Source organism: Cellulomonas sp. GbtcB1 (assembly GCF_019091725.1).
Lineage (GTDB): Bacteria > Actinomycetota > Actinomycetes > Actinomycetales > Cellulomonadaceae > Cellulomonas.
Genome location: NZ_JAGXJG010000030.1, coordinates 1 through 19,946 on the forward strand (window position 1 = coordinate 1; position 19,946 = coordinate 19,946).

General features: G+C 74.8%; 21 protein-coding genes. 8 read left to right on the forward strand and 13 right to left on the reverse strand.

Translation table 11 applies throughout. The annotated features are described in order from the left end of the window. Positions 1-75 precede the first annotated feature (75 nt). From KVT14_RS11925 to KVT14_RS23475, 5 genes are all read right to left on the reverse strand, one after another. Entirely contained in the window at positions 76-525 is a 450-nt protein-coding gene (locus KVT14_RS11925) for a heat shock protein transcriptional repressor HspR (RefSeq protein ID WP_217615865.1), read from the reverse strand. Between the two features lie 76 nt (positions 526-601). Next, positions 602-1,612, reverse strand: a complete 1,011-nt coding sequence (locus tag KVT14_RS11930) for a DnaJ C-terminal domain-containing protein (protein ID WP_147795252.1) — start codon at positions 1,610-1,612, stop codon at positions 602-604. A gap of 127 nt (positions 1,613-1,739) precedes the next feature. Further along, positions 1,740-2,369 carry a nucleotide exchange factor GrpE gene (locus KVT14_RS11935; RefSeq protein ID WP_147795251.1) on the reverse strand — a complete coding sequence of 210 codons (630 nt, stop codon included), beginning with the start codon at positions 2,367-2,369 and terminating at the stop codon, positions 1,740-1,742. After that, a complete protein-coding gene (gene dnaK / locus KVT14_RS11940) occupies positions 2,366-4,234 on the reverse strand; it encodes a molecular chaperone DnaK (protein WP_217615866.1) in 1,869 nt (622 codons plus the stop codon). Before dnaK ends, KVT14_RS11935 begins: the two co-directional genes overlap by 4 nt. A 290-nt stretch (positions 4,235-4,524) precedes the next feature. Next, positions 4,525-5,487 (reverse strand): cold-shock protein, encoded by a 963-nt coding sequence (locus tag KVT14_RS23475; protein ID WP_217615867.1) that lies wholly within the window; start codon positions 5,485-5,487, stop codon positions 4,525-4,527. Between the two features lie 102 nt (positions 5,488-5,589). Here KVT14_RS23475 and KVT14_RS11950 point away from each other — a divergent pair, with 102 nt between their 5' ends. Next, positions 5,590-6,015: an HNH endonuclease gene (locus tag KVT14_RS11950; protein WP_217615868.1), complete on the forward strand. Its 426-nt coding sequence runs from the start codon at positions 5,590-5,592 to the stop codon at positions 6,013-6,015. A 96-nt stretch (positions 6,016-6,111) separates the two neighbouring features. Then, positions 6,112-7,671: an SDR family NAD(P)-dependent oxidoreductase gene (locus KVT14_RS11955; RefSeq protein WP_217615869.1), complete on the forward strand. Its 1,560-nt coding sequence runs from the start codon at positions 6,112-6,114 to the stop codon at positions 7,669-7,671. Positions 7,672-7,695: 24 nt separating this feature from the next. Here KVT14_RS11955 and KVT14_RS11960 read toward each other — a convergent pair whose 3' ends face one another. Then, entirely contained in the window at positions 7,696-8,565 is an 870-nt protein-coding gene (locus KVT14_RS11960) for an AraC family transcriptional regulator (protein WP_217615870.1), read from the reverse strand. A gap of 163 nt (positions 8,566-8,728) precedes the next feature. On the opposite strand from KVT14_RS11960, the gene KVT14_RS11965 reads away from it, so the two are divergent. From KVT14_RS11965 to KVT14_RS11980, 4 genes are read left to right on the forward strand one after another with little or no spacing between them, the layout of a single operon-like run. Further along, positions 8,729-9,136, forward strand: coding sequence for a PadR family transcriptional regulator (locus KVT14_RS11965; RefSeq protein ID WP_217615871.1), 408 nt, complete (start codon positions 8,729-8,731; stop codon positions 9,134-9,136). A gap of 1 nt (position 9,137) precedes the next feature. Continuing rightward, positions 9,138-9,503, forward strand: coding sequence for a DUF1048 domain-containing protein (locus KVT14_RS11970; protein ID WP_217615872.1), 366 nt, complete (start codon positions 9,138-9,140; stop codon positions 9,501-9,503). After that, positions 9,500-10,300, forward strand: coding sequence for an ABC transporter ATP-binding protein (locus KVT14_RS11975; RefSeq protein WP_217615873.1), 801 nt, complete (start codon positions 9,500-9,502; stop codon positions 10,298-10,300). Before KVT14_RS11970 ends, KVT14_RS11975 begins: the two co-directional genes overlap by 4 nt. Next, positions 10,297-11,073 carry an ABC transporter permease gene (locus KVT14_RS11980; RefSeq protein ID WP_217615874.1) on the forward strand — a complete coding sequence of 259 codons (777 nt, stop codon included), beginning with the start codon at positions 10,297-10,299 and terminating at the stop codon, positions 11,071-11,073. Before KVT14_RS11975 ends, KVT14_RS11980 begins: the two co-directional genes overlap by 4 nt. A gap of 14 nt (positions 11,074-11,087) precedes the next feature. Here KVT14_RS11980 and KVT14_RS11985 read toward each other — a convergent pair whose 3' ends face one another. The 5 genes from KVT14_RS11985 to KVT14_RS12005 form a co-directional block, all read right to left on the reverse strand. Next, the gene (locus tag KVT14_RS11985; protein WP_217615875.1) at positions 11,088-11,927 is read right to left on the reverse strand and encodes a class II glutamine amidotransferase; all 840 of its coding nucleotides are present in this window, start codon (positions 11,925-11,927) and stop codon (positions 11,088-11,090) included. A gap of 94 nt (positions 11,928-12,021) precedes the next feature. After that, entirely contained in the window at positions 12,022-12,240 is a 219-nt protein-coding gene (locus KVT14_RS11990; RefSeq protein ID WP_217615876.1) for a hypothetical protein, read from the reverse strand. A 126-nt stretch (positions 12,241-12,366) separates the two neighbouring features. Continuing rightward, the gene (locus KVT14_RS11995; protein ID WP_217615877.1) at positions 12,367-13,035 is read right to left on the reverse strand and encodes a TetR/AcrR family transcriptional regulator; all 669 of its coding nucleotides are present in this window, start codon (positions 13,033-13,035) and stop codon (positions 12,367-12,369) included. Between the two features lie 218 nt (positions 13,036-13,253). Then, positions 13,254-14,492, reverse strand: coding sequence for an Nramp family divalent metal transporter (locus KVT14_RS12000; protein WP_217615878.1), 1,239 nt, complete (start codon positions 14,490-14,492; stop codon positions 13,254-13,256). Positions 14,493-14,607: 115 nt separating this feature from the next. Then, complete coding sequence (locus KVT14_RS12005; protein WP_217615879.1) at positions 14,608-15,261, reverse strand: hypothetical protein; 654 nt, start codon at positions 15,259-15,261, stop codon at positions 14,608-14,610. A 126-nt stretch (positions 15,262-15,387) separates the two neighbouring features. Between KVT14_RS12005 and KVT14_RS12010 the strand changes: the two genes are divergently transcribed. Further along, on the forward strand, positions 15,388-16,515 hold the full coding sequence (locus tag KVT14_RS12010) for a GNAT family N-acetyltransferase (protein WP_217615880.1): 1,128 nt from the start codon (positions 15,388-15,390) through the stop codon (positions 16,513-16,515). A gap of 38 nt (positions 16,516-16,553) precedes the next feature. Beyond that, positions 16,554-17,015 carry an SRPBCC domain-containing protein gene (locus KVT14_RS12015; protein WP_217615881.1) on the forward strand — a complete coding sequence of 154 codons (462 nt, stop codon included), beginning with the start codon at positions 16,554-16,556 and terminating at the stop codon, positions 17,013-17,015. A 98-nt stretch (positions 17,016-17,113) separates the two neighbouring features. Here KVT14_RS12015 and KVT14_RS12020 read toward each other — a convergent pair whose 3' ends face one another. Together KVT14_RS12020 and KVT14_RS12025 are read right to left on the reverse strand one after the other, a co-directional pair. Beyond that, complete coding sequence (locus tag KVT14_RS12020; RefSeq protein WP_217615882.1) at positions 17,114-18,169, reverse strand: ABC transporter ATP-binding protein; 1,056 nt, start codon at positions 18,167-18,169, stop codon at positions 17,114-17,116. Beyond that, positions 18,166-19,938, reverse strand: coding sequence for an iron ABC transporter permease (locus KVT14_RS12025; RefSeq protein WP_217615883.1), 1,773 nt, complete (start codon positions 19,936-19,938; stop codon positions 18,166-18,168). Before KVT14_RS12025 ends, KVT14_RS12020 begins: the two co-directional genes overlap by 4 nt. Positions 19,939-19,946: the final 8 nt, after the last annotated feature.

A 19,946-nucleotide genomic window follows, 5' to 3' on the forward strand; every position in this document is an offset into this window, starting at 1 on the left:
GTGCGCCGGGCGGCCCGCGGGGCGTCGCCGGCCCGCGGCACGGCGCCGCGCCGGGGGACGGCTCGGCGCCGGCGCTCAGCGCGCACCCGGCCGCCAGAGCACGATCGCCCCGCGCGCGCCGACGGCCCGCGGGTCCTCGGCGGGGGAACCGCCGTCCGGCACGCCCCGGCGGCGCTGACCACGCCCCATCGCCACGACGTCGCCGGACGGGTGCGCCGTGAACACCCGGCGTCCCGGCTCGGCGAACGCGCGCAGGTACTCGACCTGGCGGCGGAGCCGGTCGACCTCGGACTCGAGCTCGAGGATCCGCTTGATGCCGGCGAGGTTCACGCCCTCCTCCTGGGAGAGGCGCTGCACCTCGCGCAGCGTCGCGATGTCGCGCAGCGAGTACCGGCGGCCCCGACCCCGGGTGCGGCCGGGCTGCACGAGCCCGAGCCGGTCGTACTGCCGCAGGGTCTGCGGGTGCATGCCCGCCAGCTCGGCGGCGACCGAGATCACGTAGACCTGCGCGTCCTCCGAGACCATCCCCACCACCTCCTCCAGCCGGGTCGGCCGACCGGCGCCGTCCCGGGGCCGGGGCCCCGGGACGCGGTCGGCCGGGTCAGTCCTTGGCCCGCGCCAGCAGGTCGGCCCGCGGGTCCTCGCCGGACGTCGCGATGCCGAACGCCTGCACGGCCTCCTTCGCGGCGGCGCTGAGCCGCTGCGGGACGACGACCTGCACCGTGACCAGCAGGTCCCCGGTGCCGCTCGCCGTGGTGACGCCGCGGCCCTTGACCCGCAGCGTCCGGCCCGACGGGGTGCCCGCCGGGATCTTCAGGCGCACCTGCCCGCCGTCGAGGGTCGGCACGGGCACCTCGGCGCCCAGCGCGGCCTCGTCGAAGGCGACCGGCAGGGTCACCCGGAGGTTGTTGCCGTCCAGCGCGAACACCGGGTGCGGGGTCACGCGCACGGTGACCTCGAGGTCGCCCGCGGGCGCGCCGTTCTCCCCGGGGCGGCCCTTGCCGCGCAGCCGGATCTTCTGGCCGTCCCGGACGCCGGCGGGGATCCGGGCCTTGACGGTCCGGCCCTCGACGCCGAGCGCGACGGTCGAGCCCTCGACCGCCTGCCGGAACGGCAGCGTGGTCACGGCCGCCAGGTCGGCACCGCGCCGGGCGGTGCGGCCCTGGCCGAAGCCGCCGCCCCCGCCGAACAGGCCGCCCAGCAGGTCCTCGAACCCGCCGTTGCCGCCCGCGGTGCCGCCGCCCGCGCCCTGCGGGAACCGCACGCGGGTGCCGCCGGCGCCGCCGCCGAACACCCCGCCGAACAGGTCCTCGAAGCCGCCGTTCGCGCCCCCGGCACCACCCGGGCCGCCCGCGCCCGCGCGGAACCGCGCGCCGCCGGCCATCGCCCGGAGCTGGTCGTACTGCTGCCGCTGCTCGGGGTCGGAGAGCACCGCGTAGGCCTCGCCGACCTCCTTGAACTTCGCCTCCGCCGCCGCGTCCCCCGGGTTGTGGTCGGGGTGCATGGTGCGGGCGAGCTTGCGGTACGCCTTCTTGATCGTGGCCGCGTCCGCGTCCTTGGCGACGCCGAGCACGGCGTAGAAGTCCTTCTCCAGCCAGTCCTGACCGCTCACGACGCCTCCTTCCGCTCTCTCGTCCGGTCCCCCGGGGCGTGCGTCCCGCCCCGGACCGGGGTGGACCCGACGGCCGGGGCCGCGCCGTGACGACGCGGCCCCTGCCGGTGGGTCCTGATGATGCCCGTCACGCCTCCGGGTCGACGACCGCCACCCGGGCGGCGCGGATCACGCGCTCGCCCATGCGGTAGCCGGGCTGCAGCACCTGCTGCACCGTCGGCTCCGTGACGTCGGCCGAGTGCCCGTGCATGAGCGCCTCGTGCACCTGCGGGTCGAACGGCTCGCCGGCGGCGCCGTAGCGCTCGATGCCGAACCGGCCCAGGGTGCCCTCGAGCTTCTCCGCGATCGACGCGAACGGGCCGACCAGGTCGCCGTGCTGGCGGGCCAGCTCGATGTCGTCGAGGACGCTGATGAGCGCCTCGGCGACGGACGCGACGCCCTGGTCCCGGGCGGTGACCGCCTCGGACTTGGACCGCTTCACGTACGCGGAGTACTGCTGCTCGAGGTTGAAGTAGTCGGCGTTCCGCCGCTGCAGCTCGTCGAGCCGCTCGGCGGCGAGCTTCTGCGCCTCGACCAGGCCCTCCAGCACCACGGCCTCCTCGGCGGCGGTCGCCGCCGCCTCGGCCTCGGCCAGGACCTGCTCCTCGGCGGTCGGCTCGCGCAGCTGCCCCGTCTCCGGGTCGATGCGCCGCTTGTCGGTCACGCGCGGGGCCTCCTCCTCGGGATCGCGCCCCTGCGGGTTCGGCTGGTCGGTCACTTCTTGTCGCCCTCGTCGTCGACGATCTCGGCGTCCACCACGTCGTCGTCCTGCGCGGACGACGCCGTCGGTCCGTCGGCCGGCTGCTCGCCGGCCGGGGCGCCCTCGGGCTGCTGGTTCGCCGAGTACAGCGCCTCGCCGATCTTCTGCGACGCGGTGACCAGCGCGGTCTGCTTCGCGGTGACCTCGGCCAGGTCCTCGCCCTCGAGCGCCTTCTTCAGGTCGTCGACGGCGGAGCGGACCTCGGTCTTCACGTCGTCGGACAGCTTGTCGTCGTTGTCGGTGAGCAGCTTCTCCGTGGAGTAGACCAGCTGCTCGGCGGAGTTGCGGGTCTCCGCCTCCTCGCGACGCTTCTTGTCCTCGGCGGCGTGCGCCTCGGCCTCCTTGACCATGCGGTCGATCTCGTCCTTCGGCAGGCCGGAGCCGCCGGAGATCGTCATCGACTGCTCCTTGCCCGTGCCGCGGTCCTTGGCGGACACGTGCACGATGCCGTTCGCGTCGATGTCGAAGGTGACCTCGATCTGGGGGACGCCGCGCGGGGCCGGGGCGATGCCGGTCAGCTCGAACGTGCCCAGCGGCTTGTTGTCCCGCGCGAACTCGCGCTCGCCCTGGAACACCTGGATCAGCACCGACGGCTGGTTGTCCTCGGCCGTCGAGAAGATCTCGCTGCGCTTGGTCGGGATGGCCGTGTTGCGCTCGATGAGCTTGGTCATCACGCCGCCCTTGGTCTCGATGCCGAGGGACAGCGGGGTCACGTCGATCAGCAGGACGTCCTTGCGGTCGCCCTTGATGACGCCGGCCTGGAGCGCGGCACCCACGGCCACGACCTCGTCCGGGTTGACGCCCTTGTTGGGCTCCTTGCCACCGGTGAGCTCGCGCACCACGTCGGCCACGGCGGGCATGCGGGTCGAGCCACCGACGAGCACGACGTGGTCGATGTCGGCGAGCTTGATGCCCGCGTCGCGGATGACCGCGTTGAACGGCGCCTTGGTCCGCTCGAGCAGGTCGGCCGTCATCTGCTGGAACTGCGCCCGGGTGAGCTTCTCGTCCAGGTGGATCGGGCCGTTCTCGGACATCGAGAGGTACTGCAGGCTGATGTTGGTGCTGGTCGCGGACGACAGCTCCTTCTTGGCCTGCTCGGCCGCCTCGCGCAGCCGCTGCAGCGCGATCTTGTCCTTCGACAGGTCGACGCCGGTGGAGTTCTTCACCTGGCCGACCAGCCACTCGACGATCCGGTTGTCCCAGTCGTCGCCGCCGAGGCGGTTGTCGCCGGAGGTCGCGCGGACCTCGATCGTCGAGAAGTCGTCGTCCTTGCCCACCTCGAGCAGGGAGACGTCGAACGTGCCGCCGCCGAGGTCGAAGACGAGGATGAGCTCGTCCTCCTTGCCGCGCTCCAGCCCGTAGGCGAGGGCGGCCGCGGTCGGCTCGTTCACGATGCGCAGGACGTTGAGGCCGGCCACCTGGCCGGCGTCCTTGGTCGCCTGGCGCTCGGCGTCGTTGAAGTAGGCCGGGACGGTGATGACCGCGTCGGTGACGGGCTCGCCCAGGTACGACTCGGCGTCGCGCTTCAGCTTGCCGAGCACGCGGGCCGAGATCTCCTGCGCGGTGTACTTCTTGTCGTCGATCTCGACGGACCAGTCCGTGCCCATGTGGCGCTTGACGGACGAGATGGTGCGGTCGACGTTGGTGACGGCCTGGCGCTTGGCCACCTCGCCGACGAGCACCTCGCCGGTCTTGGAGAACGCGACGACCGACGGGGTCGTCCGCGAGCCCTCCGCGTTGGCGATGACGGTGGGCTCCCCGCCCTCGAGAACGGCGACCACGGAGTTCGTGGTGCCCAGGTCGATGCCGACTGCTCGTGCCATGTCTGTGCTCCTTCGTTCGTGCTGCGTCGTCGGGCGCTGCGGCCGTCCCGGGGCGGGGCGGTGGCGCCTTGAGCCTGCTGCGCTCAAGTCTGCGTCGCGGTCGGTCACGGTGCAACTCCGCGGCTGCGAACTTGAGTCCACCTCGCTCAACCCACGAGGGGCACGGATTGTTCCGGTCCCCGCAGTCATGCGGTCACGGACGCCGAGAACGCAGAAGATGCGGGGTTCGACGTCCGCGAACCCCGCATCTGCTGCGGTCTCGGTGAGCCCGGCACCCGGCCGGGCGCGGGTCAGATCAGGTCGACCCGGTCCGCCTGCGGGCCGCGGTCGCTCTGCCGCACCTGGTAGCGGACGCGGTCGCCCTCGTACAGCGCCTCCTCGCGCTCCAGGACCGACACGTGCACGAACAGGTCCGGCCCGCCGTCGTCGGGCGTGATGAAGCCGAAGCCGCGCTCCGCGTCGTAGCGGGCGACGACGCCCTGGCCGCCGCGCTGCGGCCCGCGGGACGGCGCCTGACCGCGACCGGAGTCGCGCCGGTCCGACCCGCCGCGACCGCCGTGGCCGCCCCGGGAGCCGCCGCCGACCAGCCGGACGCCCTGGGCCTGCAGGCCCTTCTCGCCCTCCGACGCGCGGTAGCTCACCCGGTCGCCCTCGGCGAGCTCGGCCAGGTCGCCGTGCAGCGAGCGCGCGTGCACGAAGATGTCCTGCTCCCCGGAGTCGGGGGTGATGAAGCCGAAGCCCTTGCCCGCGTCGTACCAGGTCACGGTGCCGTCGGCGCCGTCGTTCTTCGCGGCCGCGCGGCCCGGGCCCGCGGCGGCGTCGGCGCCGAGCGGCAGGAGGTGGTCGGCCTGCGGCCCCTTCTCCCCCTCGACGACGAGGAACGCGACGCGCTGGCCCTCGGCGATCACCCCGCCGCCGACGATCGCGGAGGAGTGCACGAAGATCTCGCCGTCGCCGCTGTCGGGCGTGATGAAGCCGTAGCCCTTGGCGGGCTCGTACCAGTTGACGGTCCCGAGCCGACCCGGCGCCGAGTCGGTGGCGACGTCGCCGGTGACGCGGACCTGGCGCGCCTGCGGGCCGCGGTCGCCCTCGCCGACCTCGAACTCGACGGTCTGCCCCTCGCGCAGCGACGCCGGTCCCTCCTGGCCGACGATCTCGGACGCGTGGACGAACAGGTCCTCGGCGTCGTCGCCGAGCGCGAGGAAGCCGAACCCTCGCTCGGTGTCGAACCAGCGGACGGTTCCCTGCGGCACGGTGGTACTCCTCGGTGGTGACGGCGGTTGCTGCGCACCAGTGTCCACCGGTCGGCGGCGCGGGACGAACCCCGAAGCACCGGCGGCCGGTAGCGTCGCCGCGTGGTCCGCCGTCGCAAGGTCTCCTCCGGGGCCTCCCCGTCGACCCGTGCGCGCTACGCGAAGCGCCGCCGACGCCGGGTCGCTCTCGCGGACAACGACCTGAGTTCGGCCGAGTGGGCCGACCTCGTCGCGGCGTGGGGCGGCGCGTGCGCGTACTACGGGGCGCCGTCGACGGCGCTGCAGCGGGACTGCGTCCTGCCGATCTCGCGCGGCGGCCGGTACACGCGGGAGAACGTCGTGCCGGCGTGCGCGTCGTGCAACGCCAGCAAGCACAACGACGAGGTCACCGGGTGGCTCCGGCGGAAGAAGCTCGACGAGCGGGCGTTCCTGGTCCGGCACGCGACGATCCTGCGGGACCTGCGGCCCACGGATCCGGCAGCCACGGTCGACGCGGCGGACCAGGCCGACCCCGCCGGGCCGGTGTGACCAGACCCACCGTGGGCTCCCGCGTGTCCGCGCCGTAGGATCCTCCGGGCCCCGCGCGACCGCGGCGCCCTTCTCCCCACCCAGGACGGACGGCGCATGAGCGCGCAGACGACCACGCCCGCGCAGCACCCGGACGGGCCCGCCGACGAGGACCTCGCCCTCGCGACCGGCACGGACCTCGACCCGACGGCCGACCTGCCCCCCGGTGTCGACCCCGCCGAGTTCGCCACGTTCCTGCGCGTCGCGGACCAGGTCGCCGCCCTGCCGCAGACGCACCCGCAGCACGCCGCCGCCCGCCGCGCCGCGTCCGCGATGTTCAAGGCCGCCAAGAAGCACCGCCGCGGCGAGAAGCGCCGGCTGGTCGCCGAGGCCGACGCCGCCGTCGTCGCCGCCACCGCGACCGGCAGCCCGGGCCGCATCGACGACGAGACCGCGGGTATCCAGATCACGTCGTCGGCGACCGGCGCCATCGCCGGGACGCTCATCCGGCCGCGCGCCTGCTACGTCTGCAAGCAGGACTACACGGTCGTCGACGCGTTCTACCACCAGCTGTGCCCGGACTGCGCGGCGCTGCACCACGCCAAGCGCGACGCCCGCACCGACCTCACCGGCCGGCGCGCGCTGCTGACCGGCGGCCGCGCCAAGATCGGCATGTACATCGCGCTGCGGCTGCTCCGCGACGGCGCCGACCTCACGATCACCACCCGGTTCCCCAAGGACGCGGTCCGCCGGTTCAGCGCGATGGACGACTCCGCCGACTGGATCGACCGGCTGCACGTCGTGGGCATCGACCTCCGCGACCCGGCGCAGGTCGTGTCGCTCGCCGACCACGTCGCCGCGCAGGGCCCGCTGGACATCCTGATCAACAACGCCGCGCAGACGGTGCGGCGGTCGCCGGGCGCGTACGCGCGGATCGCCGACGCCGAGGACGCCCCGCTCGACGCGGACGCCGCGCGGATGATCACGACGTTCGGCCGCACGAGCGACGCGCACCCCCGCGCGCTCGCCGGGTCTGTCAGCGAGCTGAGCAGCCCCGCGCTGGCGATCGAGCGGGCGGGGCGCGCCGCCGCGGAGGAGCTGACCGCGCTGTCGCTGACCGCCGAGGCCGCGAGCCTGGAGCGGCTGGTCGCCGGGACCTCGATCGACGCCGGCGGGCTGATCCCCGACGTCGCCGAGACCAACTCGTGGGTCGCGACCGTCGACGGCGTGGACCCGATGGAGCTGCTCGAGGTGCAGCTCTGCAACCAGACGGCCCCGTTCATCCTGGTCAGCCGCCTGCGCGGCGCCATGGCCGCGTCGCCGGCGCGGCGGACCTACATCGTGAACGTGTCGGCGATGGAGGGCGTGTTCGCCCGCGGCTACAAGGGCCCCGGCCACCCGCACACCAACATGAGCAAGGCCGCGCTCAACATGCTGACCCGGACCAGCGCCGGCGAGATGTTCGCCGACGGCATCCTCATGACCGCGGTCGACACCGGGTGGATCACGGACGAGCGCCCGCACCCGACCAAGGTGCGGCTCGCTGAGGAGGGGTTCCACGCCCCGCTCGACCTGGTCGACGGGGCCGCGCGGGTGTACGACCCCATCGTCCGCGGCGAGGCGGGCGAGGACCTGTACGGCTGCTTCCTCAAGGACTACGCGCGCTCCCAGTGGTGACCTGACCACGGCTGCCGTCGGCGGTCAGGCGGGCTCCACCGGCAGCCAGAGCTCGACGGTCGCGGTGCTGAAGTCGTCGGCGCGGTCGAGGACCGCCACGACCTCCGGGCCCGGGCGCAGGCGCCAGGGGTTGGACGGGAACCACTCCGTCGCGGTCGCGGCCCACACGTGCTGCAGAGTCTCCGGGTAGGTGCCCTCGGCGCGGAAGACCGCCCACGACCCCGCCGGCACCGGCAGGACGTCGAGGTCGTCCGGCACCTCGACCTCGTCCGAGACGACGACGCCGTGCAGGTACGTCAGCTCCGTGCCCTCGCGCCGGTCCGGGTCGAGGTCGGCGCTGACGGCGAGCAGGCCGGCGGGCTCGGCGTCGCCCAACGCCTTGAGGCGCGCGTGCTCCTCGCGCGGGAGCGACGCGACGTGCTGCTGGATCGCAGCGTTCACTCCCTCGTGCACGAGGGGGACGCGGGCGGCGTGGCCCACGAGGCGGAAGGCGGGCCGGGTGACGAGTCGGACGTCCATGGGTGCTGCTCCTTCGACGGTCAGGCGGAACCTGAGACGGGGTTGGGTCCGGAGGGGACCGCCGTCGCGCCGGGCCTGGCCCGGGCTGACGCCGTGCACCGCACGGAACGCCCGGCCGAAGGCCTCGGCCGACCGGTAGCCGTACCGCACGCCGATCCCGAGCAGGTCGCCGCTGCCGCCGACGACCTCCGCGGCCGCGACCGTCATCCGCCGGCGGCGCACGTACTCCGACAGCGGCATCCCGGCCAGCGAGGAGAACAGACGGCGCAGGTGGTACTCGGTGGTGCCGAGCGCGGCGGCGAGGCGGGCGACGTCGAGGTCCTCGTCGAGGCGGTCCTCCACGAGGTCGACGAGCCGGTTGAGCGAGGCGATCACGGTGCTCCCTTCCGCCCTCCACCCTCGCGGACGGACCGACCGCGGCACCCGACCATCCTGGCCCTATCCGATCAGGAGTCGCCCGGTATTCAGTGTTGCCAAGTACCGGTACCTAGCGTTACGTTGTACCGGTAGTCAGCGACACCGAGTACAGGAGCCCACGATGGCCAACCAGATGACCGAGATGCTCAAGGGCACGCTCGAGGGCATCGTCCTCGCGATCCTCGAGGCGCGGCCGGCGTACGGGTACGAGATCACCGCGCAGCTCCGCGACGAGGGGTTCGCCGACCTGGCCGAGGGCACCGTGTACGCCCTCCTGGTCCGGATCGAGCAGCGCGGGTTCGTCGACGTCGAGAGGGTCCCGTCCGAGAAGGGCCCGCCGCGCAAGGTCTACTCGCTCAACGCCGCGGGCCGGGCCCAGCTCGACGACTTCTGGGCCACCTGGGCCTTCCTCGCCGGGCGGATCGAGCACCTCCGCGCCGCGCACGCCGGCCGCACCGGCACCGGCTCCACCAGCACCGACTCCGGCACCACCCACCGCACCACCGACCGCAGCGAAGGGGACGACTGACATGGTCGCGAAGTGGATCGAGGCCCTCACCGGCTCGCTCGAGCAGAAGAAGCAGTACCGGCAGGACATGGCCCGCATCAAGGCGCTGCCGGAGCCGTACCGCGCCGCCGCGAAGGCCACGCACCGGTACCTCATGTACTCCGGCGGCGTCACCGGCGGCGACACCATGGTCACGATGTTCACCGACCTCGCGGACCTCTGGGAGCGCGCGGCGACCGACGGCACCCCCGTCCGCGACGTCGTGGGCGACGACCCGGTCGAGTTCGCGGAGACGTTCGCCCAGGCGTACGTCGGCGACCGGTGGATCGACAAGGAGCGCGCCCGCCTGACGAAGGCGATCGACGAGGCCGAGGAGGACGCCCGATGAGCGCCGGGGCCGCGGGCACCCCGGGCCCGGCCGTCGCCGTCCGCGGCGTCGAGAAGTCGTTCGGCGACCTGCGCGTGCTGCGCGGCGTCGACCTCGAGGTGGCGCCCGGGACGATCGTCGCCCTGCTCGGCTCCAACGGGGCGGGCAAGACGACCCTCGTCCGGATCCTGTCCACGCTGCTGAAGCCCGACGCGGGCACGGCGACGGTCCAGGGGTTCGACGTCGTGGGCCAGGCCGCCGAGGTCCGCGAGTCCATCAGCCTCACCGGCCAGTTCGCGGCCGTCGACGGGATGCTCACCGGGCGGGAGAACCTCCGGCTCGTCGCCCGGCTCCGGCACCTGCCCGACCCGGGCGCCGTGGCGGACCGGCTGCTCGACCGGTTCGCGCTCACCGAGGCGGGCGGGCGCCGGGCGTCGACCTACTCGGGCGGCATGCGGCGCCGGCTGGACATCGCGATGAGCCTGATCGGCGACCCGCCGGTGATCTTCCTCGACGAGCCGACGACCGGGCTCGACCCGCAGGCCCGCAACGAGGTGTGGCGGACCGTCGAGGAGCTCGCCGGCGGCGGCACCACCGTCCTGCTCACCACGCAGTACCTGGACGAGGCGGAGCGCCTCGCCGACCGGATCGCGATCCTGCACGAGGGGACGATCATCCAGGACGGCACGCTCGCCGAGCTCAAGCGGCTCCTCCCGCCCGCGCGGGTCGAGTACGTCGAGAAGCAGCCCACGCTCGAGGACGTCTTCCTCGCCCTCGTCGGCGCCGGCAGCACGCCGGCCGGGAAGGACCCGCGATGAGCGCCACCGCCACCACCCACGTCGTCGGCGACACCGTCGCCCTGACCGACCGCTCGCTGCGGCACATCCTGCGCAGCCCGGACACGATCATCACGACCGCGGTCACCCCGGTCGCCCTCATGCTGCTGTTCGTCTACGTGTTCGGCGGGGCGATCCACGGCGGGTCCACCTCGTCGTACGTCGACTACCTGCTGCCCGGCATCCTGCTCATCACGGTCGCGTCCGGCGTCGCGTACACCGCGTACCGGCTGTTCCTCGACCTGCAGGGCGGCATCGTCGAGCGGTTCCAGTCCATGCCGATCGCCCGGCCCAGCGTCCTGTGGGCGCACGTGCTGACGTCGATGGCGGCCAACCTGACGTCGGTCGTCCTGGTCGTCGGGATCGCCCTGCTCATGGGCTTCCGCACGGGGACGACCGTGCTCGCGTGGCTCGCCGTGGCCGGCATCCTGGTGCTGTTCACGCTCACGCTGACCTGGATCGCCGTCCTCGCGGGGCTGTCCGCGAAGACCGTCGACGGGGCGAGCGCGTTCTCCTACCCGCTGATCTTCCTGCCGTTCATCAGCTCGGCGTTCGTGCCGACGGACTCGATGCCGACCGCGGTCGCGTGGTTCGCCGAGCACCAGCCGGTCACCGCCGTGGTCGACTCGATCCGGGCGCTGTTCGCCCAGGAGCCGGTCGGCGGGGACCTCTGGGTGGCGCTGGCGTGGCTGGTCGGGATCCTGGTGCTGGCGTACGCGCTGTCGGTGCGGGCGTACCGGCGCAAGGTGGGCTGAGTCCGGGCCGGCGGTCAGGCCGTCGTCAGGACGGGCGCGAAGGGCACCAGCTCCTCGCGCCCGTCCTCGACGACCAGGCAGGTGCTCTCGGGGACCTCCAGCCAGGCGCCCTTGAGGTCGCCGAGCGGCTCCGAGACCACGATCCGGGTGTCGTCGGACAGGCCGTGCAGCACGGGGTTGTCCGGGTACTGCGCGCGGAGCACCGCGACGTCCCGGTTCCGGAAGAGCGACCGCGACCGGCCCTCGGAGGAGTACCGGAACGTCCACAGCCGGTGCCCGTCCGTCGTCGCGAACGTCCCCTGCACCGGGAACGCCACCCCGTGCCGCAGGGCGACGTCCTCGATCAGGCCGACGGCCTGGGCGACGGCGGCCGGCGGGTCGTCGGTCAGGCCGAAGGTCAGCGCCAGGTAGAACAGCGTCTCCGAGTCGGTCGAGCCCTCGATCAGCGGGTAGAGCGTCGGGTCGACGGCCATGCGGAGGTCCCGCTTGAGGGTGCTGAACCCGTTGATCACGCCGTTGTGCGCGAACAGCCACTGCCCGTGCCGGAACGGGTGGCAGTTGGTCTGCTGCACGGCGGTGCCGGTCGTCGCCCGGATGTGCGCGATGACCAGGCCGGACCGGATGTGCTGCGACAGCTCGCGCAGGTTCCGGTCGCTCCACGCCGGCTCGATGCTGCGGAACAGCCCGGGGATCGGCGAGTGGTCGTCGTACCAGCCGACGCCGAACCCGTCGCCGTTCATCGGCTCGACGCCCAGCCGGCTGTGCCGGCTCTGCATCACGAGCGAGTTCTCCGGCTTGTAGAGCAGCTCGTCGAGCGTCACCGGCGAACCCGTGTACGCGAGCCAACGGCACATGGCGGCCTCCCGTGTGGGGTGGGCCCGCGCCGTCGCCGGCCCCTCGGGGCCACTGTGCACCGGGGCCTCGCAGGCGGCCCCGGCGCGCCCGGGATCAGTCCTCGGTGGGCGCCTGCTCGACGGCCGGCGCGGGCTGCCGGCGACGCATCAGGACGGAGCCGAGCGAGGCCGCGGCGGCGGCGCCCATCGCGGCCAGCACGAGCCAGGTGCCCGCCTCCCGCTGCATCGCGACGAGGCCGAGGAGCAGCAGGAGGCCGCCGAGGCCGAGCAGGGCGGTGGCCGGGTCGGTCGTGGTGTTCTTGTCGTTGTTCATGCAGGTCAGCCTAGGTTCGGGCTCGGCTGTGGCGCCTCGAGCCGGCGGCGGATCTTCGCGCTCGGCCGCGCGGGCGAGGCTCACCCCGCGGGGTCCGTCCCGCGGCGGAGCGGCGGCGCGCCCGGCCTACGCCTCCGGGTCCCAGCGCGACGGCACGAGGTCGGCCAGCAGGGTGCGGTGCGCCCACCGGGCCCAGGCGAGCGCGCTCCACCCGCCCCGCCGGACCAGGGCGTTCCACGTCTCCGGGCCCAGCACGAGCGCCACCACGTCGGTGGCGCGCTCGACGTCGAGCCCCGGCCGCAGGACCCCGTCCCGGTCGCACGCCTCGACGAGCAGCCGGTGCACCGCGCGCCGGCGGGCCTCGTCCCGCTCCCACGCCGCGTGCAGCACGAGGTCACCGACGGCGTGCGCCCGGACCAGGTCCTGCACCCCGGCGGCGCGGCCCAGCAGCTCGGCGGCGCCACGCGCATGCAGGAACACCCGGCGAGCCGGGTCCGGCTCGGCGACGACGGCGCGCACCCACGGCTGGTCGGCGAGGTCGGGCGCCGCGTCCCGGCGGTCGGCGCCGTCGACGGCGTGGTCCAGGCAGCCGACGAGGATGTCGGACTTGGACGGGTAGGAGTAGTAGACGGTCTGCACCCCGAGCCCCGCGGCGCGCCCGACGGCCGTGATCGTCGTCGGGCCGTACCCGTCGGTGAGGAACAACCGGGTCGCGGCCTCGGCGATCCGCGCCCGGGACGCGGCGGCCCGGGCTGCGCGCCCGTCCCGCGGTGGCGCGGTGTCGCTGCTGGTCACGCCGGTAACCGTAGCAGCGCTCCGCATTCCTTTCGGTAGCGCCACTCCCACAAACGCCGGGCGAGCCCGCCCAGGCAGGCGCCCCCGTCGCGCACTCCCCCCGGAACCACGCCGAGATGGCAACTCTCGGCTGTGATCAGGGCCTTCGCGGCAGCCGAGAGTTGCCATCTCGGCGATCAACGGTGCGCGGGAAGTCGGAGCGCGGCTACCGAAACAGGTCAGTGGCCCGTTGCCAGCAGCAGGAGCAGGGCCAGGTTCAGGGCCACGACCAGGGCGACCACGACCACCAGCACCGCCTGCAGCCGCGGGCCGTTCGCGTACCGGCCCATGAGCGACCGGTCCCGGTTCAGCCGCACCAGCGGGATCACCGCGAACGGGATGCCGAAGCTCAGCACGACCTGGCTCACCACCAGCGTCCACGTCGGGTCCGCACCCACGGCGAGCAGCACCAGCGCCGGCACCAGCGTGATCGAGCGCCGCACGAGCAGCGGGATGCGCTTGTGGATCAGCCCCTCCATCACGGCCGCGCCGGCGTAGCAGCCGACCGACGTCGACGCGAGCCCCGACGCCAGCAGCCCGATCGCGAACACCACGCCGACCACCGGGCCGAGAGCCTCGCTGATCGCCGCGTGGGCGCCCTCGATGGTGTCGGTGCCCTCGACGCCGCGCAGGTTGGCGGCCGCGAGCAGCAGGAGGCCGATGTTCACGGTCCCGGCCACCGTCAGCGCCGCGCCGACGTCCCACCGCGTGGCGCGCAGCAGCCCCGAGCGTGCGCCGTCGTCCGGCACCCGCCCGAACCGGTCCCGGCTCAGCGCGGAGTGCACGTAGATGGCGTGCGGCATGACCGTGGCGCCGAGCATCGACGCCGCGAGCAGCACGGAGTCCGTCCCGGCGAACCGCGGGACCAGGCCTCCGAGCATCTCGCCGGGATCGGGCGGGCCGATCAGCAGCCCGGCCAGGAACCCCACGACGATCACCAGCAGCAGCCCGACGACCACCGTCTCGAACCGCCGCTGCCCGTACCGGTTCTGGGTCGCCAGCAGCAGCATCGAGACCACGCCGACGATCAGGCCGCCGAGCACCAGCGGGAGCCCGAACAGCAGGTTCAGCGCGATCGCGCCGCCGACCACCTCGGCGATGTCGGTGGCCGCCGCGACCACCTCGGCCTGCGCCCAGTACGCCAGCCGCGAGCGCCGCCGCAGCCGCTGACCCAGCACGCCCGGGAGCGAGTCGCCGGTGACGATGCCGAGCTTCGCCGACTGGTACTGGACCAGGACGGCCATGACGTTGGCGCCGACCAGGACCCAGAGCAGCAGGTAGCCGTACCGCGCGCCGGCGGTGAGGTTCGCCGCGACGTTGCCCGGGTCGACGTAGGCGATCGCCGCCACGAAGGCGGGGCCGAGCAGGGGCAGCACGCGGCCGCGCCGCACGGCCTGCCGGTCGACAGTGGTGGTCACCGCACCTCCAAGTTCGGTCGTCCGAACTCAGTGTAGGCACACAAGTTCGGGCATCCGAACTCTGCACCCGCGCGCGGCGACGCGCACTCGGAGGGCCGGGGCCTCGAGCCCTTGCTCAGGCCGCGGCGGCCTCGACCTCGCGCCGCCACCGGCCGTCGACCCGCGCGAACCCGACGCGCTCGAGGTACGGCCCCGTGTCCCGCGCGTCCTCGGCGACGACGAGCGACCGCAGCCCCGTCCCGGCGAACGCCCCCGACCGCCGGTAGACGAACTCACCGGGCGCGAAGTCGCGGAACCGCGGCGTGACCCAGTCGAGCTCGACCTCGCCGACCCCGTCGCCGGCGTCCCGGACGACCACGACGCCGACGGTCTCGTCGCCCCGCAGGACGAGGTAGGCCCAGCGGGAACCACCCGCGGCCTCACCCCCGACATCACCCGGAAGGCCGAACGACGGGTAGTACCGCGCGATGTCGTCCGCGTGCACCCCGAGCACGTGCCGCAGGTAGTGGTCGCCCGCGCCGACCTGCACCACCTCGTACACGTCGGCGTCGTGCCGCTCGCGCGTCAGCCGCCACAGCCAGTACGCGTCGATCACGGCGATCACGGCGTTCATGGCGGCGAACGGCCAGATGCCGACGACCGTGTTGTACGCGGTCGCGATGACGGACCCGGCGAAGTTCAGCCACCGGAACCGCAGGACGCGGGCCTGCATCAGCGACACGACGACGAGGACGGACCCGACCCACCCGATGATCTCCAGGACTGGCATGGCGCGAACCGTACCGGTCGCCCGGCGCCCCGGCCCGGGACCCGGTTCCGGTAGCGGCGCTCCCGAAACCTCGGGCGACCCGGAAATCGCTGGCCGGGCGCGACGGCCCCGACGACCATGGGCGGCATGACCGCCTCCGCCGCCACCCGGCCGCACCTGGTCCCGCTCCCGGTGCCCGCCGGCCTCGACGCCCCGGACGCCTGGCTGCTGCACGGCATGGTGGACGCCGCGAACGCCGCGGTGCTCGACGCCTGGGGCGACCTCGACCACGCGCGCACGCCCGGCGAGGTCCTGGCGGGCCTGCGGCACCAGGAGTACGACGAGAAGCTGCGGTTCGTCGCGCTCGACGCCCCGGTCGACGACGGGCCGGCGGACCCGGCGCGCGTGCTGGGCTACGTCGCGCTGAACCTGCCCCGGCAGGACAACACCCACACCGGCTGGTTGCAGCTCGACGTCCGGCCGGAGCACCGCGGGCGCGGGGTCGGCTCGGCGCTGCACGACCTCGCGGTGGCCACCGCCCGCGACCGCGGGCGGAGCATGCTGACGACGTCGACCGACCAGGCGGCGGAGCCCGACGAAGGGGCGGACGCGCTCGTCCCCAGCACCGGCACCGGCCGCGTCCCCGCCACGCACCCGGGGGTGACGTTCCTCGTGCGGCGGAGCTGGGACCTCGAGCAGGTCACCCGGCGGTCGGTGCTCGACGTCCCGCTCCCCGCGGAGCGCCTGGCGGCGCACGCCGCGGAGGCGGCCGCGGCGGCCGGTCCCGGCTACCGGGTCGTCCTGTGGGAGGGCCGGTGCCCCGACGAGCTGCTCGACCGGTTCGCCCTGCTGCAGACCCGGATGAGCACCGACGCCCCCGCCGGCGGCCTCGACCTGCGCGAGGACGTCTGGGACGGCGCGCGCGTGCGGGACGCGGAGCGCGCGTTCGTCGAGCGCGGGATGACCTACCGGGTCGCCGCGGCCCTGCACGAGCCGACCGGCGTGCTCGCCGCGTTCACGGCGCTGGTCAGCCGACCCGACACGGACGCGTACGTGTTCCAGGACGACACGCTCGTGCTCCGCGACCACCGCGGGCGCCGGCTCGGGATGCTGGTCAAGACGGCGAACCTCGCCCGGCTGGCCGAGGTGCAGCCCGGCGCGCGCCGGGTCGGCACCTGGAACGCCGAGGAGAACGCGCACATGCTCGCGATCAACGTCGCGCTGGGCTTCCGGCCGGCCGGCGGCGCCGGCGAGTGGCAGCTCCGGCTGGGGTGACCGTCCACGGGCCGGCGCTCGTCGGCTAGCGTGCGGGCGTGGGCCGGACCGATCGCGCGAGCCTCCTCGTGCACGTGAGCACCGCGGAGGCCTTCGCGGCCCTGACCGACCGGGACGCGCTGCTGGCCTGGTTGCCGCCGGCGGGGATGCGGGGCCGGTTCGACCGGTTCGACATGCGCACGGGCGGGTCCTACCGGCTGGTGCTCACCTACGCCGACACGTCCGGGTCCCCGGGGAAGACCACCGCGGACTCCGACGTGTCCGAGGTCCGCGTCGTCGAGGTCGTCCCGGGCGAGCGGGTCGTCCAGGAGGTCGAGTTCGCCTCCGACGACCCGGCTTTCCGCGGGACGATGCGGATGGAGTGGCGGCTGCGCCCCGCCGAGGACGGGACCGAGGTCGAGGTGGTCGCGCGGGACGTGCCGCCCGGCGTCCGCGCCCGGGACCACGCCGAGGGGATCCTCTCGTCGCTCGCACAGCTCGCCGCGCACCTCGAGCCCTGACCCGCGCGGCGGTGGGCGGGAGCGCCCGCCCCCCCGCTCGACAGTGGAAGGTTGTGCCGGACACGCCGTCGGCGTGTCCGGCAGAGGCCGACCCCGGATCAGCCGCCGACGACCGCGACCGCGCCCTCCTCGGCCGCGACCCGGACCCGGTCCCCCGGCTCCGGCGCCCCGGCACCGCCCGCGGGCAGCGCCGCGGTGACCCGGGCGTCCTCGGGCTCGAGCACCGCGACGACCTCCGCCCGACCGCGCCGGGTCCGGCGCTCCGCGACGACGGCCGCGCGCACCGGGGTCGCCGACCCGGGCTCGGGGTCGGCTGGACCGAGCACCCGCCAGCCGCCGGCGGCCACCGCGAGCGCCGCGCCGTCGCCCGCCGGGTCGCCCGCGGCCAGGAACGTGCGGTACCCCAGGAACTCCGCCACCTCCCGCGACGCGGGCCGCCGCCACAGCGTCTCCGGAGCGGCCACCTGCAGCAGCCGCCCCGCCGACATCACCGCGACCCGGTCGGCGACGGTGGCCGCCTCGTCCTGGTCGTGCGTGACGAACAGCGCGGTCGTGCCGGTGGCGACGAGCGCCCGGCGCAGGTCGTCGGCCAGCCGCTCGCGCAGCGACCGGTCGAGCGCGGACAGCGGCTCGTCGAGCAGCAGCAGCCGGGGCCGGGGCGCGAGCGACCGGGCGAGCGCCACCCGCTGCCGCTCGCCGCCGGACAGCGTGGCGACGGGGCGCCGGTCGTAGCCGGGGAGGCCGACGAGGTCCAGCAGCTCCGCGACCCGCGCGGCCCGGTCCGCCCGCGGCAGGCCGCGCAGCCCGTAGGCCACGTTGCCCGCGACGTCCCGGTGCGGGAACAGCTGGCCGTCCTGGAACACCAGCCCGAACCCGCGCCGGTGCACCGGCACCGCGGCCAGGTCGACGCCGTCCCAGGCCACGGCTCCGGCGGTCGGCGGCTCCAGGCCGGCGACGGCCCGCAGCAGCGACGACTTGCCGCAGCCCGACGGGCCGAGCAGCGCGAGCACCTCGCCGACGGGGACGTCGAGCGCGACCCCGTCGACGGCCGTCACCGCCGGGGCGCCCCGGCCCGCGCCGGGGTAGCGCACCACCAGGTCGCGCACGGCCAGCCCGCGACCCGCCGCACCCGCACCGGACCCCGTCCCCGTCACAGCTCTCCTCCCGCCGGCCCGCGGAACCGCTCCGCGAGCGCCATCACCCCGGCCGTCAGCACCGCGAGCACCACGCTCGCCGCGAGGGCCATCCCGTAGTTGTCCGCACCCGGCTGCCCGATGAGCCGGAAGATCACCACCGGCAGCGTCGGCAGGTCGGGCCGGGCGAGGAACGACGTCGCGCCGAACTCCCCCAGCGACACCGCGAACGCGAACCCGACGGCCAGCCCGATCGACCGGGCGGCGAGCGCGCCGTCGACCCCCAGCAGGACGCGGCCCGGCCCCGCGCCGAGCGTGCCCGCGGCCTCGCGCAGCCGCGGGTCGATCGCCCGGAGCACCGGCAGCACGGTCCGCACCACGAGCGGGACGGCCACCACGGCCTGCACGACCGGCACCAGGATGCCGCTGCTCCGCAGGTCCGTCTGGATGCCGAACGGGTGCCCGAGCGTGAGCAGCGCACCGAACCCGACGGTCACCGCGGACACCCCGAGCGGCAGCATGAACGTCCCGTCCAGCACGCCGACCGCGCGGCGCGCCGCCCGGGCCCGGGGCCGCCGCGACACCACGAGCGCGAGAAGGCAGCCGACCAGCAGGGCCAGCAGCGTCGCGTCGACGGCGATCCGCAGCGAGTTGCCCAGCGCCTCCCACACGGTCACGGTCAGCGCGTTCCGGCCGCCGGTGGTGCCGAGCGCCCGGTAGTGGTCCAGCCCCCACCCGTCGCCCGTGCGCAGCGACCCGAGCAGCAGCGCGCCGAGCGGCAGCGCCAGCAGCACCAGGACGACCCCGGTCACGGCCGCGGGCACCGCGTGCGGGCGGTTCGGCCCCGCGCCGGACGACCCCGGCGCCACCAGGGACAGCGCCCGCTCGCGCCGCGCCCGCGCCCGCCCGGCGACCGCCAGCGCCGCGACCACCACGACCACCTGCACCACCGACAGCACCGCGGCGGCCCGCAGGTCGAGGAACTGCGTGGTCTGGATCCAGATCTCGGTCTCGACGGTGCCGTACCGCATCCCGCCGAGCACCAGCACCGTGCCGAACGCGGTCGCGCAGAACAGGAAGACCAACGACGCCGCCGAGACGATCGCGGGCGTCAGCGCCGGCAGGGTCACCGTCCAGAACGCCCGCGCCGGCGACGCCCCGAGCGACCGTGCGGCCTGCTCGGGGCGCGGGTCGAGCCGCTGCCAGAGCCCGCCGACCGTCCGCACCACGACGGCGTAGTTGAAGAACACCAGCGCCGCGACGATCGCGGCGAACGTGCCGTCGAGGTGCAGGAAGCCCAGCAGGCCGTTCTCCCGGAGCAGCGCGCGGAACGCGACGCCGACCACCACGGTCGGCAGCACGAACGGCACCGTCACGAACGCCCGCAGCGCGCCAACCCCGCGGAACCGGCACCGGTACAGCACGTACGCGCCGGGGACGCCGAGCAGCACGGACAGCACCGTGCCGATCGCGCCCTGGGCCAGCGTCAGCCCGACGATCCGCCAGGTGCGCGGCCGGGAGAACACGTCCGCGAACCCGGAGAGGTCCAGCGCGCCGTCGGGCAGGAACCCCCGGCCGACCAGCGACAGCACGGGCCAGGCGAAGAACGTGCCGAGGAAGACGAGCGGCACGGCGGCGGCGAGCGCCCACGCCCCGGCACGGCCGAGCGCCCAGCCCCGGGACGGCGCGCGGAGCGGCGGGCGCCCCGCCACGGCGCCGGCCGGCCCCGGGCGCGCGGGCACCCCCGGCCGGCCCGTGCCGGTCGGGGGCGTCCGCGTCGCCGTGCTCATCGGGTCAG

Bases quoted from the DNA above. Each gene is read 5' to 3' on its own strand.
- KVT14_RS11925 (WP_217615865.1), bottom strand. From the start codon at position 525: ATGGTCTCGGAGGACGCGCAGGTCTACGTGATCTCGGTCGCCGCCGAG.
- dnaK (WP_217615866.1), bottom strand. From the start codon at position 4,234: ATGGCACGAGCAGTCGGCATCGACCTGGGCACCACGAACTCCGTGGTC.
- KVT14_RS11955 (WP_217615869.1), top strand. From the start codon at position 6,112: ATGAGCGCGCAGACGACCACGCCCGCGCAGCACCCGGACGGGCCCGCC.
- KVT14_RS11965 (WP_217615871.1), top strand. From the start codon at position 8,729: ATGGCCAACCAGATGACCGAGATGCTCAAGGGCACGCTCGAGGGCATC.
- KVT14_RS11970 (WP_217615872.1), top strand. From the start codon at position 9,138: ATGGTCGCGAAGTGGATCGAGGCCCTCACCGGCTCGCTCGAGCAGAAG.
- KVT14_RS11975 (WP_217615873.1), top strand. From the start codon at position 9,500: ATGAGCGCCGGGGCCGCGGGCACCCCGGGCCCGGCCGTCGCCGTCCGC.
- KVT14_RS11980 (WP_217615874.1), top strand. From the start codon at position 10,297: ATGAGCGCCACCGCCACCACCCACGTCGTCGGCGACACCGTCGCCCTG.
- KVT14_RS11985 (WP_217615875.1), bottom strand. From the start codon at position 11,927: ATGTGCCGTTGGCTCGCGTACACGGGTTCGCCGGTGACGCTCGACGAG.
- KVT14_RS11990 (WP_217615876.1), bottom strand. From the start codon at position 12,240: ATGAACAACGACAAGAACACCACGACCGACCCGGCCACCGCCCTGCTC.
- KVT14_RS12005 (WP_217615879.1), bottom strand. From the start codon at position 15,261: ATGCCAGTCCTGGAGATCATCGGGTGGGTCGGGTCCGTCCTCGTCGTC.
- KVT14_RS12010 (WP_217615880.1), top strand. From the start codon at position 15,388: ATGACCGCCTCCGCCGCCACCCGGCCGCACCTGGTCCCGCTCCCGGTG.
- KVT14_RS12025 (WP_217615883.1), bottom strand. From the start codon at position 19,938: ATGAGCACGGCGACGCGGACGCCCCCGACCGGCACGGGCCGGCCGGGG.